Annotated in this window: 10 protein-coding genes; 7 read left to right on the plus strand and 3 right to left on the minus strand. The window is 61.6% G+C overall.

The genetic code is table 11. From position 1 onward, the window contains the following. Positions 1 to 64 precede the first annotated feature (64 nt). Both AMK00_RS05975 and AMK00_RS05980 read right to left on the minus strand, forming a co-directional pair. Entirely contained in the window at positions 65 to 3373 is a 3309-nt protein-coding gene (locus AMK00_RS05975) for an adenylate/guanylate cyclase domain-containing protein (RefSeq protein WP_064809882.1), read from the minus strand. A 313-nt stretch (positions 3374 to 3686) separates the two neighbouring features. Then, complete coding sequence (locus AMK00_RS05980; RefSeq protein ID WP_064809883.1) at positions 3687 to 4409, minus strand: LuxR family transcriptional regulator; 723 nt, start codon at positions 4407 to 4409, stop codon at positions 3687 to 3689. 471 nt (positions 4410 to 4880) lie between these two features. On the opposite strand from AMK00_RS05980, the gene AMK00_RS05985 reads away from it, so the two are divergent. Continuing rightward, complete coding sequence (locus AMK00_RS05985; protein ID WP_064801156.1) at positions 4881 to 6671, plus strand: methyl-accepting chemotaxis protein; 1791 nt, start codon at positions 4881 to 4883, stop codon at positions 6669 to 6671. Between the two features lie 19 nt (positions 6672 to 6690). On the opposite strand, the gene AMK00_RS05990 is transcribed toward AMK00_RS05985, so the two are convergent. Next, positions 6691 to 7662: a glycerophosphodiester phosphodiesterase family protein gene (locus tag AMK00_RS05990; RefSeq protein ID WP_064809884.1), complete on the minus strand. Its 972-nt coding sequence runs from the start codon at positions 7660 to 7662 to the stop codon at positions 6691 to 6693. A 122-nt stretch (positions 7663 to 7784) separates the two neighbouring features. Here AMK00_RS05990 and AMK00_RS05995 point away from each other — a divergent pair, with 122 nt between their 5' ends. The 6 genes from AMK00_RS05995 to AMK00_RS06020 all read left to right on the plus strand — a co-directional run bounded on the left by AMK00_RS05995 (position 7785) and on the right by AMK00_RS06020 (position 14458). Then, complete coding sequence (locus AMK00_RS05995) at positions 7785 to 8591, plus strand: alpha/beta fold hydrolase (protein WP_064801160.1); 807 nt, start codon at positions 7785 to 7787, stop codon at positions 8589 to 8591. A 51-nt stretch (positions 8592 to 8642) separates the two neighbouring features. After that, entirely contained in the window at positions 8643 to 9653 is a 1011-nt protein-coding gene (locus tag AMK00_RS06000) for a ligase-associated DNA damage response exonuclease (RefSeq protein WP_064801162.1), read from the plus strand. A gap of 258 nt (positions 9654 to 9911) precedes the next feature. Then, entirely contained in the window at positions 9912 to 11537 is a 1626-nt protein-coding gene (locus tag AMK00_RS06005) for a cisplatin damage response ATP-dependent DNA ligase (protein WP_064801164.1), read from the plus strand. 118 nt (positions 11538 to 11655) lie between these two features. Continuing rightward, positions 11656 to 12579, plus strand: a complete 924-nt coding sequence (locus AMK00_RS06010; protein WP_064801166.1) for an alpha/beta hydrolase family protein — start codon at positions 11656 to 11658, stop codon at positions 12577 to 12579. Positions 12580 to 12777: 198 nt separating this feature from the next. Next, positions 12778 to 13584 (plus strand): L,D-transpeptidase, encoded by an 807-nt coding sequence (locus AMK00_RS06015; protein ID WP_064801168.1) that lies wholly within the window; start codon positions 12778 to 12780, stop codon positions 13582 to 13584. Between the two features lie 139 nt (positions 13585 to 13723). Then, positions 13724 to 14458 carry a L,D-transpeptidase family protein gene (locus tag AMK00_RS06020; RefSeq protein WP_064801170.1) on the plus strand — a complete coding sequence of 245 codons (735 nt, stop codon included), beginning with the start codon at positions 13724 to 13726 and terminating at the stop codon, positions 14456 to 14458. The last annotated feature ends 31 nt before the right edge of the window (positions 14459 to 14489 follow it).

A 14489-nucleotide genomic window follows, 5' to 3' on the forward strand; every position in this document is an offset into this window, starting at 1 on the left:
TAATCACTATAGTCAGCATCAGCGGGCGCAAGGTAGCTCTCTCCCCGATGCAAAAAGACCCGCCTTAACTGCACAGCATATCCAGCGCCGATTGTGCCGCAATCAGGTCCACGATCTGATGCCTGGCGTCAAACAAATCAACCGCCGCTCGCAGACGCGCTGCGGCATCTTCGACGTGACCTTGTCGTGCCAGAACCGGTGCTAGCTGTGTGATGGCGCGAAGCTCAAAGAGTTTTGCATGCTGCCGGCAGGCAATGGCGATGGCTGTTTCGAACAGGCGCGCGGCGCTCGCGAGATCACCCCTTTCCGCAGCAATCTGGCCGCGAAGGCGAGCACATTCTGCAAGGCAGCACGCTTCGTCCGTATCGGAAACCAGTCCGTCGACGTCATCCAGCAATCGCGATGCATCCTCGATGCGCCCGGTGGGCAGGAGAAGATCACAAAGGATGCATGCTCGATAAGGGGTGTGAAATACGACCCCCTGACCTCGCCAAAGAAGCAGACTCTCCAGAACGTCTTCGATACCGGCTTCCAGTTCTCCCAGATGCCAGCGGGCAACACCACGCCACCTGAGGCCGCTGCTTCGACGGGCCGTGTAGCCATGCCGTTCGCAAATCTCGACGATCTTGGCGGCGTTCTCGAGGAGTTCCTCATATTGACCAAATAAGGCGCACAAATCGCAATGGGTGAGAAAGTGCCAGGCGCGATCGAACGGCTTATCGAGTTGATCGACAGCTCCTGCAATCTGCTTTTTCAATTCGACCGCAGCATCAACGAAACCCATGAATATCAGCGAATTGCTAAGATAGAATTGGGCAACAACACGTTGATCGCCACCGCCTAGCAAAATGTGCTGACCGGGATCAATGCGATCAGTCACATCTAACGACCTACTCAGGGCCTCGGCTGCCAGGGGTTGTTCTCCCCGGTTGAAATGAGCAACCCCCTTCCACGCCCAAAGGCCACCCAGATACGCCGGAGGCAGAAGATCGGCGCTTCTTGTTTGTCGCTCATCGGCGATCGTCAGGTAGTCGCGATTGCGCCCGGTGGCAAAATGAAAAGGAGCGAGTGAAATGACAACCTCACATTGCAACTTTACCAGATGAGTAGTTGCGACGGCAAGATATGCGTCTTCGAGTGTTTTCCCAAGGCGCTCAGAGCGATACCCTTGGGCCTGCATCAGAGCATTCGCCATCGAAAGGTGGAGACGTGTCACCCGCTCGGCGCCGCCGGATACATCGCCCAATCTCTTGCTGCACTCGATAGCACTGGCAAAGTGCGACACGGCTTCGCGAGTGGCTGCTCGGGCCACCGCGGCCTCTCCCGCCTGTTGCCAGCGCTCAAGAGCAGCCGCCCAATCTCCGGCTTCTTGCAGATGATGCGCGAGAAGTTCGGGTTGTACTTCCATGATTTCGGTCCATTGTTCCTCTAACGCGATTGCGACACGCCTGTGCAATTCCTGGCGCTTACCCCGTAGAAGCGTGCCATAGGCTACGTCCTGAACGAGCGCATGTTTGAAGAGGTACGTGGCCAGTGGCCGCGTCCCGCGGCAGGATGCGAGACCGGCGGTGACGAGCTGATCCAGCGCTCGATCCAGCTCAGTTGCGTCCCGCCGTGCGATGGCTGCCAACAATTCGTAGGAGAATTCGCGCCCGAGAACAGCGCCGACCTGGGCGACCTCTTTGGTGACAGAGCCAAGACGGTCGAGCCGCGCCATCAATGAAGCCTGCAATGTGGCCGGAACGTTCAACGCAGTCGTGGCCGCATGCGAAAGTACAGTATGGGCATCGCCGCTCTCCAGCACTGCCTTCGTCAGCTCTTCGATGAAGAGCGGCACTCCATCGGTACGCTCGACGATCTCCGCAGCGATTTCGCTAAGCAGTTCTCGGCTGCCGACCACTTGCTCAACGAGTGCTGCGCCGTCACGTGGGCCGAGCCGGTTAAGCAGGAGCATCGTTACGTGGGCCTGATCGGTCCAGGTCGGTTCAAACTCGGGACGGAACGTGACGAGAAGCAGGACCCGCAGGCGAGGCACCGTCTCGATGACGAGGTCGAGCAGCTCGCGCGAACTGGGGTCGAGCCAGTGCACATCCTCGAAGAGCATCAGAACCGGGCCATGTCGCGACAGCGCCTCGAGCTGAGCAATCAACACTTCGAACGTTTTTTCTTTCTTTCTTTGGGGCGTGAGCTGAAGAGGTGGGAAGCGGCCTTCGGTCGGCAGCGACAACAGCTCGGCGAGCAACGTTCCATCCTCTTGCGAGATTGGAGCAAGCAGCGCCACCAGTTTGTCGAGTTTCCTCTCCGGCGTGTCTTCCCGCTCGAAGCCGGCGGCCCGTTCGAGCTGCGCAATGGTCGGATGGAGCGCGCTGTCCTGGCGATGTGGCGAGCAGAAATAGCGAAGGCGGGTATGCGGTTCATTCTGGATACGCCCTTGCAAGGCAACGGCGAGCCGCGACTTGCCTATCCCAGGCTCGCCCGAGAGCAGTACGACGCGGCCTTCACCATTTTTCGCGCAATGCCACTGTCGCAGCAGCACCTCGAGCTCCTCCTCACGACCTATCAGGGACGGAGGTGTCGTCCCGTGCAGCGCCTCGAACCGGCTATCGACGGCGCTCTCGCTCACGACCTGATATGGGCGGATGGGCTCCGGAAACCCTTTCACAGCGACTGCCCCAAGATCGCGGTATTGGAAAAGTTCACCGAGCAACTGCCTCGTTTGCGGTGCGATCAGAACGGCATCTGGCTCGGCAAGAGCTTGCAAACGTGCCGCAAGGTTCGGCGTCTCGCCAACGACGCCGCGCTCCTGCCCTTCGTCCGAGGTGATCAGATCGCCGACGACCACTTGGCCGGTGGCAATGCCGACGCGAACCCGCAAGGGCTCGGACTGCTGCAGCCGCCCGATAGTGTCCACGAGAGCAAGGCCGGCTCGCACCGCCTGCTCCGCGTCGTTCTCGCGCGCCTGCGGGTAACCGAAATAGATCAACACGCCGTCGCCCATGTACTTGGCCACAAAGCCGGAGAAGCCGGCGATCGTATCGGCGACACAGCGATGGAAAGCCCCGATGATCTCACGCAGATCCTCGACATCGAGACGCGACGAAAGCGCTGTGGAGCCGACGAGATCGACGAACATGACGGTGAGCTGCCGGCGCTCGGCGACGGGCTCGGCAGCGGTCGAATCGAAGCGGTTTGCAGTCCGCTCCAATTCCGCGATTGCCTTGAGGAGCCGCTTGCGATGCCCGAGCAGAATACCGAGCTGGCGGAGGTCTGAGTCGGTCAGGTCGGACAGAACGTCTGCATCGATCGCATTCTCGCGGAATGCCTGTTCGTATTGCTCAAGGCCAAGGCCTCGCAACCAGGAGGCAATGTCCACGACGGCTTCCCCCTCGCTAGAATTCGCCCCGCCATACTAGACCAAGAACTGCCGTCGCGCATCATCATTCCGTGACCGCGATCATGTTACTGAAGCGATAAATCGCCCCTTGCGACAGCAGCGTCGGCTCGACGGCGGTCTGTGGTCACAATGACGGTCGCCGCCGGTAGCGACCTGGATATCGGCCTCTTTCATGCGAGGAAATTCTTGCGGAAAACGCGGTTAGAGCTCAAGGATATGCACGGCGTCCATTGTTGTGATGCAGGCATCAATTGGCTCACTCCCACCCAGATAACCTATTGAGGCTCCGCGTCTAGACCCGAATGATATTGAGACGCAGAGCGCTGACCACTGCCTGCGTTCTCGTCGTGCATCCCAGCTTCCTGATCACGCTGCCGATCTGATTGTTGACCGCGTTTTCCGACAGATCGAGCAGCTTCGCAATTTCGCTGCTCTTCCTGCCGCCGGCCGTCAGCCTCAGGCAATCCAGCTCGCTCTCCGTGAAGGCAACCGGCTTGTGTTTCTCGTTTAATGTCAGCTGGGAGAGCCGATCATAGATGTGCGTGGCGATGAACAGGATTTTCGCCATTTCCGGCATGCTGAAATTCCGAGCCCCCGAAATCGACATCGCACCGCGTCCGCCCGCGGCATCATGGACGGGAAAATAGGCCCCCTTTTCCATGCCGTACCGCTTGAACAGATCGATGACGGTGAGCTTCTTGCCTTCTCCGCGATCGATATTGATCGCCTCGACATCATAGTTGAAGGGGCTTGTCGATCTCAACATCCGGCGAATGACCGGACTATCGACCATCAGGTTATGGCTGTCATAATAATCGACCATCTCCGCCGGCCAGTTGGTGATGATCTTTGTTGCGCCGATTTCAACGAGCTCGACCGCGGGCAGCATCATGATCAGGAAAGCGCTCATCCCCAGATCCTGAGTGAGGCCCTTCATATATTTGAAGACTTCGTAATGCGTATTAAAGCCTGCGGCGATTTTCTCAATTCGATTGCACTCGGCCTCGAGCTTCATGTCCTTCTCCGATCCCCGGCAGCATCCGGCGCTTGGCGGCTGATGTGTCCAGCTTGTCCGCTCGTATCGGAAGTTGATTCTACACGCTCGAAGGACAGTGAAATCTGCCTGCAGAGGAAAGACAGTAAAGCCCTCCGGCTGCCGGGCACGCGAGCATAACCAGCAATTGATGCTTAATAAAGAGTAAACCTATTGTGGCGCCTCCCGGGTAGGCTGCGGGAAAAAAAGCTATGCTGACGGCTGGAAGTCTGCGCCGGAAGATATTTTCCCGACGTGGGAGGCTCATTCAAGTGACTGATTCTATTAGGTTATTTGTTTGCTCGGCCCAAATGGGAGGAAGCAAATGCCGCAATGACCCGGTTAAAGGAAGCTTAAAGAATTTATCGGATTTTATTTTCGGGGTGCCCGTCCAGCGCAAGCCCGCGGTGGGTGGCGGCAGTCATGCGCTCGATTTGAGCTAGGGGGAACAGCATGAAGAAGATAGGATTCGGCTTCGGTTCGGATGCCAAGGCCGTAATGGCCGCGATGAGCAGGTCGCAGGCTATTATCGAATTCGACCTTACCGGCAGGATTCTCACGGCCAATGCCAATTTCTGTGCTGCCCTTGGTTACGAATTGTCTGAGATTGTCGGCCAGCATCACCGGATGTTCGTCGAGCCGGCAGAAGCCTCGTCTGGCGATTATCGCGAGTTCTGGGCGAAACTCAATCGAGGCGAGTTCGATCAGCGCCAGTACAAACGCATCGGCAAGGGCGGCAAGGAAATCTGGATCGAAGCCTCCTACAATCCTGTCTTCAGCGGCGGGAAACCGTACAAGGTGGTGAAGTTCGCGACCGATATCACCAAGCAGAAGCTGCAGAGCGCCGAGGATGCCGGCAAGATAAGCGCACTGTCGCGCGCCCAGGCGGTTATCGAATTCACACCGAAGGGCGAGATTCTGACGGCGAACGAGAATTTCCTGTCGGCGCTCGGTTATCAGCTTGCCGAGATCCAGGGGCGCCACCATTCGATGTTTTGCGACAGCGCTTACGTTAACAGTGACGATTACAGGCGGTTCTGGACGCGCCTGTCAGGTGGCGAATTCGTGGCTGATGAGTTTCTGCGCATCGGCAAGGGCGGCAGAAAGGTCTATATCCAGGCCTCCTACAACCCGATCTTCGATATGAACGGCAAGGTGTTCAAAGTCGTCAAGTTCGCGACCGACGTTACTGCCCGCGTCAATAATGTCGATCAGTTGGCGGCATCGTTGATGGGCCTCTCTGGCGGCGATTTGACCCGGGAAGTCGCAACCCCGTTCATTCCGACCCTGGAAAAACTCCGAACCGATTTCAACGCCGCTGTCGGCAAGCTGCGCGCAGCAATGCAGGCCGTGGCCGAAAACGCAACCGGCATCGCGGCCGGAGCTCAGCAAGTTCGCTCCGCCTCGGATGATTTGTCGAAGCGCACGGAACAGCAGGCAGCCTCCGTCGAGGAAACCGCCGCCGCCCTGGAAGAGATCACCACAACGGTCTCCGATTCCAGCAACCGCGCTCAGGAGGCCGGCCAACTGGTGAGAAGGACGCGCGAGAATGCCGAGCGTTCCGGGGCGGTGGTCCGCAGCGCCGTCGAAGCCATGGGAAAGATCCAGACATCGTCGGCCGAGATCGGCAATATCATCGGCGTGATCGACGAAATCGCGTTTCAGACCAATCTGTTGGCGCTGAATGCAGGCGTCGAGGCGGCACGCGCCGGCGACGCCGGCAAGGGTTTTGCAGTGGTCGCGCAGGAAGTTCGCGAGCTTGCTCAGAGATCGGCCAAAGCGGCGAAGGAGATCAAGGAACTCATCAGCGCCTCCAACGAGCACGTGAAGAGCGGAGTGACGCTGGTCGGCGAAACCGGCAAGGCTCTGGAAGAAATCGTCGCCCAGGTTCAGCAGGTCAACGGCAATGTCCTTGCGATCGTCGAAAGCTCCAAGGAGCAGGCGACGGGATTGAAGGAAATCAACACCGCGGTTAACACCATGGACCAAGGCACGCAGCAGAATGCGGCCATGGTGGAGGAATCGACGGCTGCCGCCCACAGCCTTGCCAAGGAGGCCGATGCGCTCTTCCAGCTGCTGGGGCAGTTCAACATCGGAAGCGCGGCCTTGCGCCAATCACGCCCCGCCGCGGCAACCGCTGCTTCCAGACCCGTCCCATCGGCACCGCGGGCAATGGCCGCGAAGGTGAGCGCGGCCTTCCACGGCAATGCGGCAGTCGCCGGCGGCGATTGGGTGGAGTTCTGAGGCGCGCGAAGACTCCGCCTCATTTCATGAGCTTGCCGATCGTCTCGATCTCATTGGTCCATAGCCCTGCCGCATAATCCTGCGGCAGCCGCGCCAGTTGCGCGGCATCGTCGATGCCGGTGGAAAAATCGCCGCCGCGATAGGGGCCGAGCACGAAAACCTCAGTGCCGGCATCCTGCATCCGGTTGAGAAAACGGTCCGGCCAGCCCCAGAGCCAGGGCGCGATATTGATCGGCACCAGCATCATTCGGTGTTTGCAGGCCTCAGGCAGGAGGCCGGTCCAGCCATAGCCGATATAGCTGAACAGGCAGCCTTTCAGGCTCTTGCGCGAGGCGATTTTGATATCGGGTGTCAGCCGGCCGAGCACGTCGATCGGCTCGTCGCCGCCATAGACGATGACGCCGGCCCGCCGTGCGGCCGGAAGCCCGTTCAGCACGGCGGCGAGCTTTTCCCCCTCGGACGGATCGCGGCTCTTGATGTTGATGAGGAAGCGCCGATCCGGAAAGGTCGAAAGCACTTGCGCCAGCGTCGGCATCATGCCGACGCCCCGGCCGCGAAAGGGAAAGGTCTTGCCGCCATCGGCGGTATAGCCGTAGCCGATGTCGAGCCTCCTCATCTCAGCCATCGAATGCTCCCGCGTCACGCCGTGTCCGTCGGTGCGGCAGTCGAGCGTCCAGTCGTGAAAGACGGCGAATTCGCCATCCGTCGTCGGATGCACGTCGATCTCGACGATATCGGCGCCGGCGGCAAAGCCCGCCCGCATCGAGGCAATAGTGTTTTCCAGATAGTCATGTTTCGGCGGCAGTATGCGGCTTGCCGTGCACGTGTCGTTCTTCAGATCGGTCCCGTCGAAGCGCTGGGCGATGCCGCGATGGGCGAGCAGCACCGGCTTTCCCGGCCGATGTTCGGCAATGAGGCTGGTATTGTTGAGATAGATGCCGGCGGCTGCGAGCGCGATCGCCGCCGCGCAATAGAAAAGCTTCCTGCCCATCTCTCTGCTCCTCCTGATTGCATCGAAGGAGGCAACAGCTAGAAAGCGATTCTGGTTGTTCTTGGACTGTTTTCCGGCTTTTCTATGCGCGGGGTTATTCGCCGGAAAGGATTGGCATAGCGATGGAACGACAGGACGACGAACTCATCCATTTCGAAGCGCAGGGGGCCGCGCCGTTGCCGCCGGCTTCTGTCGAAGGCCATGTCGGGCGGGCCGGCGCCCGCATCTGGTATGCGAGCTACGGGACGGGCGGCCCTGCCGTCATTCTGCTGCATGGCGGCCTCGGCCATAGCGGCAACTGGGGCTACCAGGTCCCGGCGCTGCTCGGCCGCGGCCGCCGCGTCGTACTGATCGACAGCCGCGGCCATGGCCGAAGCACTCGCGATGACCGTCCCTACACCTATGAGCTGATGGCTGCCGACGTGCTGGCGGTGATGGACGAACTGCGGCTGGAAACGGCGGCGTTCGTCGGCTGGAGCGACGGCGCCTGCATCGCGCTGATCCTCGCCATGACGGCGCCGTCGCGTGTCGAGGGCGTCTTCTTCTTCGCCTGCAACATGGATCCGAGCGGCACGCTGGAATTCGTTCCGACCCCGATCATCGACCGATGTTTCGCTCGCCACGCCAAGGATTATGCGGCATTGTCCACCACCCCGGACGATTTCAATTCGTTCGTCGAGGCGGTCGGCCTGATGATGCGCACCGAGCCGAATTATGGGGCGGAGGACCTCGGCCGCATCGGCGTTCCGGTCGCGATCGTGCTCGGTCAACACGACGAATTCATCAAAGCCGAACATGCCGAATATCTTGCCGGCAGCATCCCGGACGCTCAGATGATCTACCTGCCCGGCGTCGGCCATTTCGCGCCGCTGCAGCGGCCCGCGCAGTTCAACGCCGCGATCTTATCCTTTCTCGAGGGGATCAGGTGATGACGATCGCTTCCTCTGGCCTCGCGCCCATTTCCCGCTATCTCTCGGTCTATGAGAGCTGATGCGCTGCTTTATCCCGCCCCGGAGGGGCTCTATTGCCCGGAAGGCGGCTTTTATGTCGATCCGGTGCGGCCTGTCGAACGGGCGCTCGTCACCCATGGACATTCCGATCACGCAAGACCGGGTCATGTGAACGTGCTTGCCACCCGCCAGACGCTCGACATCATGCGCCTGCGTTACGGCGAGGGCTTCTGCGCCAGCGAGCAGGTTGCCGATTTCGGCGAGGAGCTGCTCATCAATGGCGTCAAGGTGAGTTTTCACCCCGCCGGCCATGTGCTCGGCTCGGCCCAGATCGCCATCGAGAAGAACGGCACCCGCATCGTTGTCTCCGGCGATTACAAGCGCCGCCCCGACCCGACCTGCGCACCCTATGTGCCGGTCGCCTGTGATGTCTTCATCACCGAGGCGACCTTCGGCCTGCCGGTCTTCCATCATCCAGATCCGATCGACGAGACCGGCAAGCTGCTGGCCTCGCTCCGGCAATTTCCCGAACGCACTCATCTGGTTGGCGCCTATGCGCTCGGCAAGGCTCAGCGCGTCATCCGACTGCTGCGCGATGCCGGTTATGCCGAGCCGATCTATATCCACGGCGCCATGGAAAAGCTCTGCGACTATTATGTCGGCCAAGGCATCGATCTCGGCGAGTTGCTGCCCGCGACGATCGAAAGCCGCGACAAATCCACCTTCCGGGGCGCCGTCGTCATCGGCCCGTCCTCGGCCTTTGCCGACCGCTGGGCCCGGCGCTTCAACGAGCCGCTGCCGGCCTTCGCCTCCGGCTGGATGATGGTGCGCCAGCGCGCCAAACAGCTCGGCGTCGAACTGCCACTCGTCATCTCCGACCATTGCGACTGGCCGGAACTGACCGAAACGATCCGCGAACTGCGCCCGGCCGAGGTCTGGGTGACCCATGGCCGCGAAGAGGCGCTGGTGCGCTGGTGCCAGCTGCAGGGCATCAAGGCGAAACCGTTGCATCTGGTGGGCTATGAGGATGAGGCGGATTGAGATGAGCTGGAGAATGCACCCAAACCCCTGCCCAACCCCTCCCCACAAGGGGGAGGGGCTACCGCGCCGCGCTCGTCGCATTTTACGTCTGACGGCCCCGCATGCAGCGACGACACTTTGGGGCAAGCCGCGGCCACGGGTTAGTCCCTCCCCCTTGTGGGGAGGGGTTGGGGAGGGGTCTTCTTCTCGCCAAGTTGGGGAGGGGTCTTCTTCTCGCCAAGTTGGGGAGGGGTTTTCCCCCGGAATGCGGAGGCCCACATGAAAGCCTTCGCCGAGCTCCTCGACCGCCTGGTCCTGACCCCCAGCCGCAACGGCAAACTCAAGCTGCTGACCGATTATTTCCGCGACACGCCCGACCCGGACCGCGGTTACGGCCTTGCCGCCATCGCCGGCACGCTTGACGTGCGCAATGTCAAGCCCGCCATGCTACGCGACCTGGCGCTGGAGCGTATAGACGAGGTGCTGTTCCATTATTCCTACGATTATGTCGGCGATCTCGCCGAAACCATTTCGCTTGTCTGGGACAATGAGCGGGATATCGACCGCTCGGCCCTGGCTCAGCCGCGCCTGGGGGAGGTCGTCACCCGCATGAACGGGCTCGGCCGTACCGAAGTGCGCGGCTATGTCCGCGATCTGCTCGACCAGCTGGATTCCTCAGGCCGTTTCGCCTTTATCAAGCTTGCGACCGGCGCGCTGCGCATCGGCGTTTCCGCCCGTCTTGCCAAGCAGGCGCTCGCCGATCTCGGCGGCAAGGATGTCACCGAGATCGAGACCCTCTGGCACGGCCTGCAGCCGCCTTACGAGGCGCTGTTCCAGTGGCTGGCGGGCGACGGCGACAAACCGGCGCTGACGACACCGGCGATCTTCCATTCCGTCATGCTCGCCAATGCGGTGGAGGAGGGGGATCTGGCAGGTCTCGACCCGGCCGACTACGCCGCCGAATGGAAATGGGACGGCATCCGCGTCCAGCTGTCGCGCTCCGGCGACAGGCGCAAGATCTATTCGCGCTCCGGCGACGACATATCGGGCGCCTTTCCCGACATTCTCGAGGCGATCAATTTTTCCGGCGTCGTCGACGGTGAGTTGCTGGTCGGCGGCACTGCCCGCTCCAACAGCCCGACCCGCACCTTCTCCGACCTGCAGCAGCGGCTGAACCGCAAGACGGTGACGGCGAAGATGCTCGACGACTACCCCGCCTTCATCCGCGCCTATGACATGCTTTTTGACGGCGAGGAGGATATTCGCGGCCGCACCTATGTCGAGCGCCGCGGGCGTCTTTCCGAGATCATCGACCGCGCCCCCCATGACCGGTTCGACCTCTCGCCGCTCGTGCCTTTCTCCTCATGGGAGGAGCTCGACGCTCTGCGTGCCGCCCCGCCCGATCCGGTCATCGAGGGCGTGATGATCAAGCGGCGCGACAGCATTTACCAGGCCGGCCGGATGAAAGGCCCCTGGTTCAAGTGGAAGCGCAATCCCTATAATGTCGATGCAGTGCTGATGTATGCCCAGCGCGGCCACGGCAAGCGCTCCAGCTATTATTCCGATTTCACCTTCGGCGTCTGGGCCGATGACGAGGACGGCGAACAGCTGGTGCCGGTGGGAAAGGCCTATTTCGGCTTCACCGATGCCGAACTCGAGCTGCTCGACAAGTTCGTGCGCAACAACACCACCGAGCGTTTCGGCCCGGTGCGCGCCGTGCGCGCCGACAGGGATTTCGGCTTCGTCGTCGAGGTGGCCTTCGAGGGCATCAACCGCTCGACGCGGCACAAATCGGGGGTCGCCATGCGCTTCCCCCGCATCGCCCGCCTTCGCCCCGACAAGCCACCTTACGAGGCCGACCGCCTGCGCACGCTGGTCGCCATGATCGATGCAAAACCGGGTTGAGCTTTGCGCTCCTGTGCAACAATGACGCAGGGCAATATTTTCAACATCATGTGTATTGGCGGCGCCGATTTTCCGATGCAAATCTGGCGTGCCGGGGAAATGATTTAGGTGCTGCGTCATGAGCTCGCATGAACAAAATTCTTTTCTCCGCCAACGCCGCGCCGTCCTGGCGGGGCTCGCCGGCGCACTCGTCCTGCCGCGCATGGCGGCCGCCTTCGATGTCCCGGACGAGCCGCGCCTTGCCAAGCACGACTATGCCGCGGTCCGCCGCCGGTTCCGCACGAAACTCCTGCAGAAGGGGCCGGCGCCGGACAAATACGAACCGCTGACCGCGCCTGCCGACGCCGAGAAGATCTTCTACCGCTCCGGCTATGGCGGCGAACTGGAATTGGCGGCCTGGGTCTCCAGATACAAGCGCGAGCGCACCGCCAGGCCGGCCGTGCTCTTCCTGCACGGCGGCAATGCCATGGGTGTCGGCCACTGGCAGCTGATGAAGCCCTATATGGATGCGGGTTATGTCGTGATGATGCCGTCGCTGCGCGGCGAGAACGGCCAGAGGGGCAATTTCTCCGGCTTCTACGATGAGGTCGACGATGTGCTTGCCGCCACCGAGCGCCTGGCGCATCTGCCGGGCGTCGATCCCGGCCGCCTGTTCATCGCCGGCCACAGCATCGGCGGCACTCTGACCATGCTGGCGGCGATGAGCACCCAAAAATTCCGTGCCGCCGCGCCGATATCGGGCAATCCCAACGCCTTCCGCTTCTTCAGCCGCTATCCCCAGGACATCCGTTTCGACGACAGCAATGCGCATGAATTCGAGGTGCGTTCGGCGCTCTGTTACGCCCACAGCTTCAAATGCCCCATCCGGGTGGTTCACGGCACGGAAGAGTCGCATTTCAACGACCGCGCCGATCTGCTCGCCCGCCGCGCCCGCGCCGCGGGCATCCATATTGAAACCGACACCGTCGCCGGCAACCACACTTCGGCGCTGCCGGCCGAGATCGAACAGAGCATCCGCTTCTTCCACGGGGTGGCGGCGTAAGCTCTGCCGATGCCGGCGAGGCTGGCGGAGCATGATGGACGGTTGATTTCGCATGAGCGCGCCGTCCCCGATCCTGGTAGCGGGTTGATCATTTACTCGTCTTGATCTTTTCCGCTCCAACGCCAGCCTCGCGCCAGCCGCGGGTGCCATCCTGGCGGAAGATATCGCTGTCTTGCCGATCGTTGATAGGGTGGTCCCATGAATTTTCTGCGCCGGGTTTTCCCGATTGCCGGGCTTATGATTGCTGTCGCGCCGCTCAGTGGCTGCAACATCCTGATCCCCGATGTCGCTGCCGATTCGCCCGCCCGCTTCGTCCAGGAAACCTCGCCGGTCTTCTACCAGCCGCCGGGCGTCGATCCGCGCCGGGTGCGGCCGATCCCCGATCAGCCGGTGCCGCAGACGCGCGAACTCTACAAGACCCAGTTCCACCAGACCTACGGCCTGCCGGTCACGAACCCGCTGCATATGGCGATGTATGGCGAGCTGCGCGACGAGGATTTTACCCTGCCGGCGATTCCTGTCAGCCGCGTTCAGCCACAATTCTTGCGTCAGGAGGTCGACTACCAGACGACCGAACGCCCCGGCACCGTCGTCGTCGATACCAAGGCGCGTTTCCTCTATTTCGTCGAGGCGAACGGCAAGGCGATGCGCTACGGCGTCGGCCTCGGCCGCGACGGTTACGCCTGGTCGGGCCGCGGCGTCATCCAGTGGAAGCAGAAGTGGCCGCGCTGGACACCGCCGGTCGAAATGGTCTCGCGTCAGCCGGAAGTTCGCGCCTTTTCGGCGGAAAACGGCGGCATGAATCCCGGACTTCAGAACCCGCTCGGTGCGCGCGCCATGTATATCTTCAGGGACGGCCAGGATACGCTCTATCGCATCCACGGCACGCCCGACTGGCAGTCGATCGGCAAGGCGACGTCGTCGGGCTGCGTGCGCATGCTGAACCAGGATGTCGTCGATCTCTACGACCGGCTTCCCCCCAAGGCTGAGATCGTTGTGATGTAGCGCTGCAACAGCGCTCTTCATATCGTCGGCTCCATCAGGAACACGTCTGCGTGAAGCTATGGTTTATTTGGCGCAAGCCGATAGATTTCCTCATGTCGCCACCCCGGCGTCACGCATCAAAGGAAATCAGTCCCGCGTCATGAGCTTCGATAGACATCTTTCCCGCCGCAGCTTTCTTTCCTTTTCGGCACTGACCGCAGCCTCGGCGCTCACCGGCTGCGCCTCCACGGTCAACACGGTCACCTCGGGCGACACGTCGATTATCTACCGTTCGCCGGGCCGCCTGTTCCAGTCGCCGGCAGCCTCGAGCGTGCCGAGCGGGCCCGAGCTTGCCGTCATGTACGGCCCGATCGAGGACGGCGGCTTCCTCATTCCCGCCGTTCCCTATGAACAGATTGATCCGCGCTACTATCGCCAGCGTGTCCTCGACCCCACCGGCCAACCGCCCGGCACCATCGTCGTCGATACGCCGTCGCGCTTCCTCTATCTCGTCCAGGCCGATGGCATGGCGATGCGCTACGGCGTCGGCATCGGTCGCGAGGGCTTCGCCTGGCAAGGATCGGGCGTCATCCAGTGGCGTCAGAAATGGCCGCGCTGGAAGCCGCCGAACGAGATGGTCGCCCGCCAGCCGGAACTGGTCAAATATTCGATCGATAACGGCGGCATGGAGCCGGGCCTGAAAAATCCGCTCGGCGCCCGCGCCCTCTATATCTTCTCGAATGGAGAGGATACGCTCTACCGCCTGCACGGCAATCCCGACTGGCGCTCGATCGGCAAGGCCGTTTCCTCGGGCTGCGTCAGGTTGATGAACCAGGACATCATCGATCTCTACGACCGCGTTCCGACAAAGGCGCCGATCGTCGTCTGGCAGTGATGCTGCCGGGGCGGTCGCCAGCCGGCCGCCT

The organism is Rhizobium sp. N621 (genome assembly GCF_001664325.1).
Taxonomy (GTDB): Bacteria; Pseudomonadota; Alphaproteobacteria; order Rhizobiales; family Rhizobiaceae; genus Rhizobium; species Rhizobium esperanzae.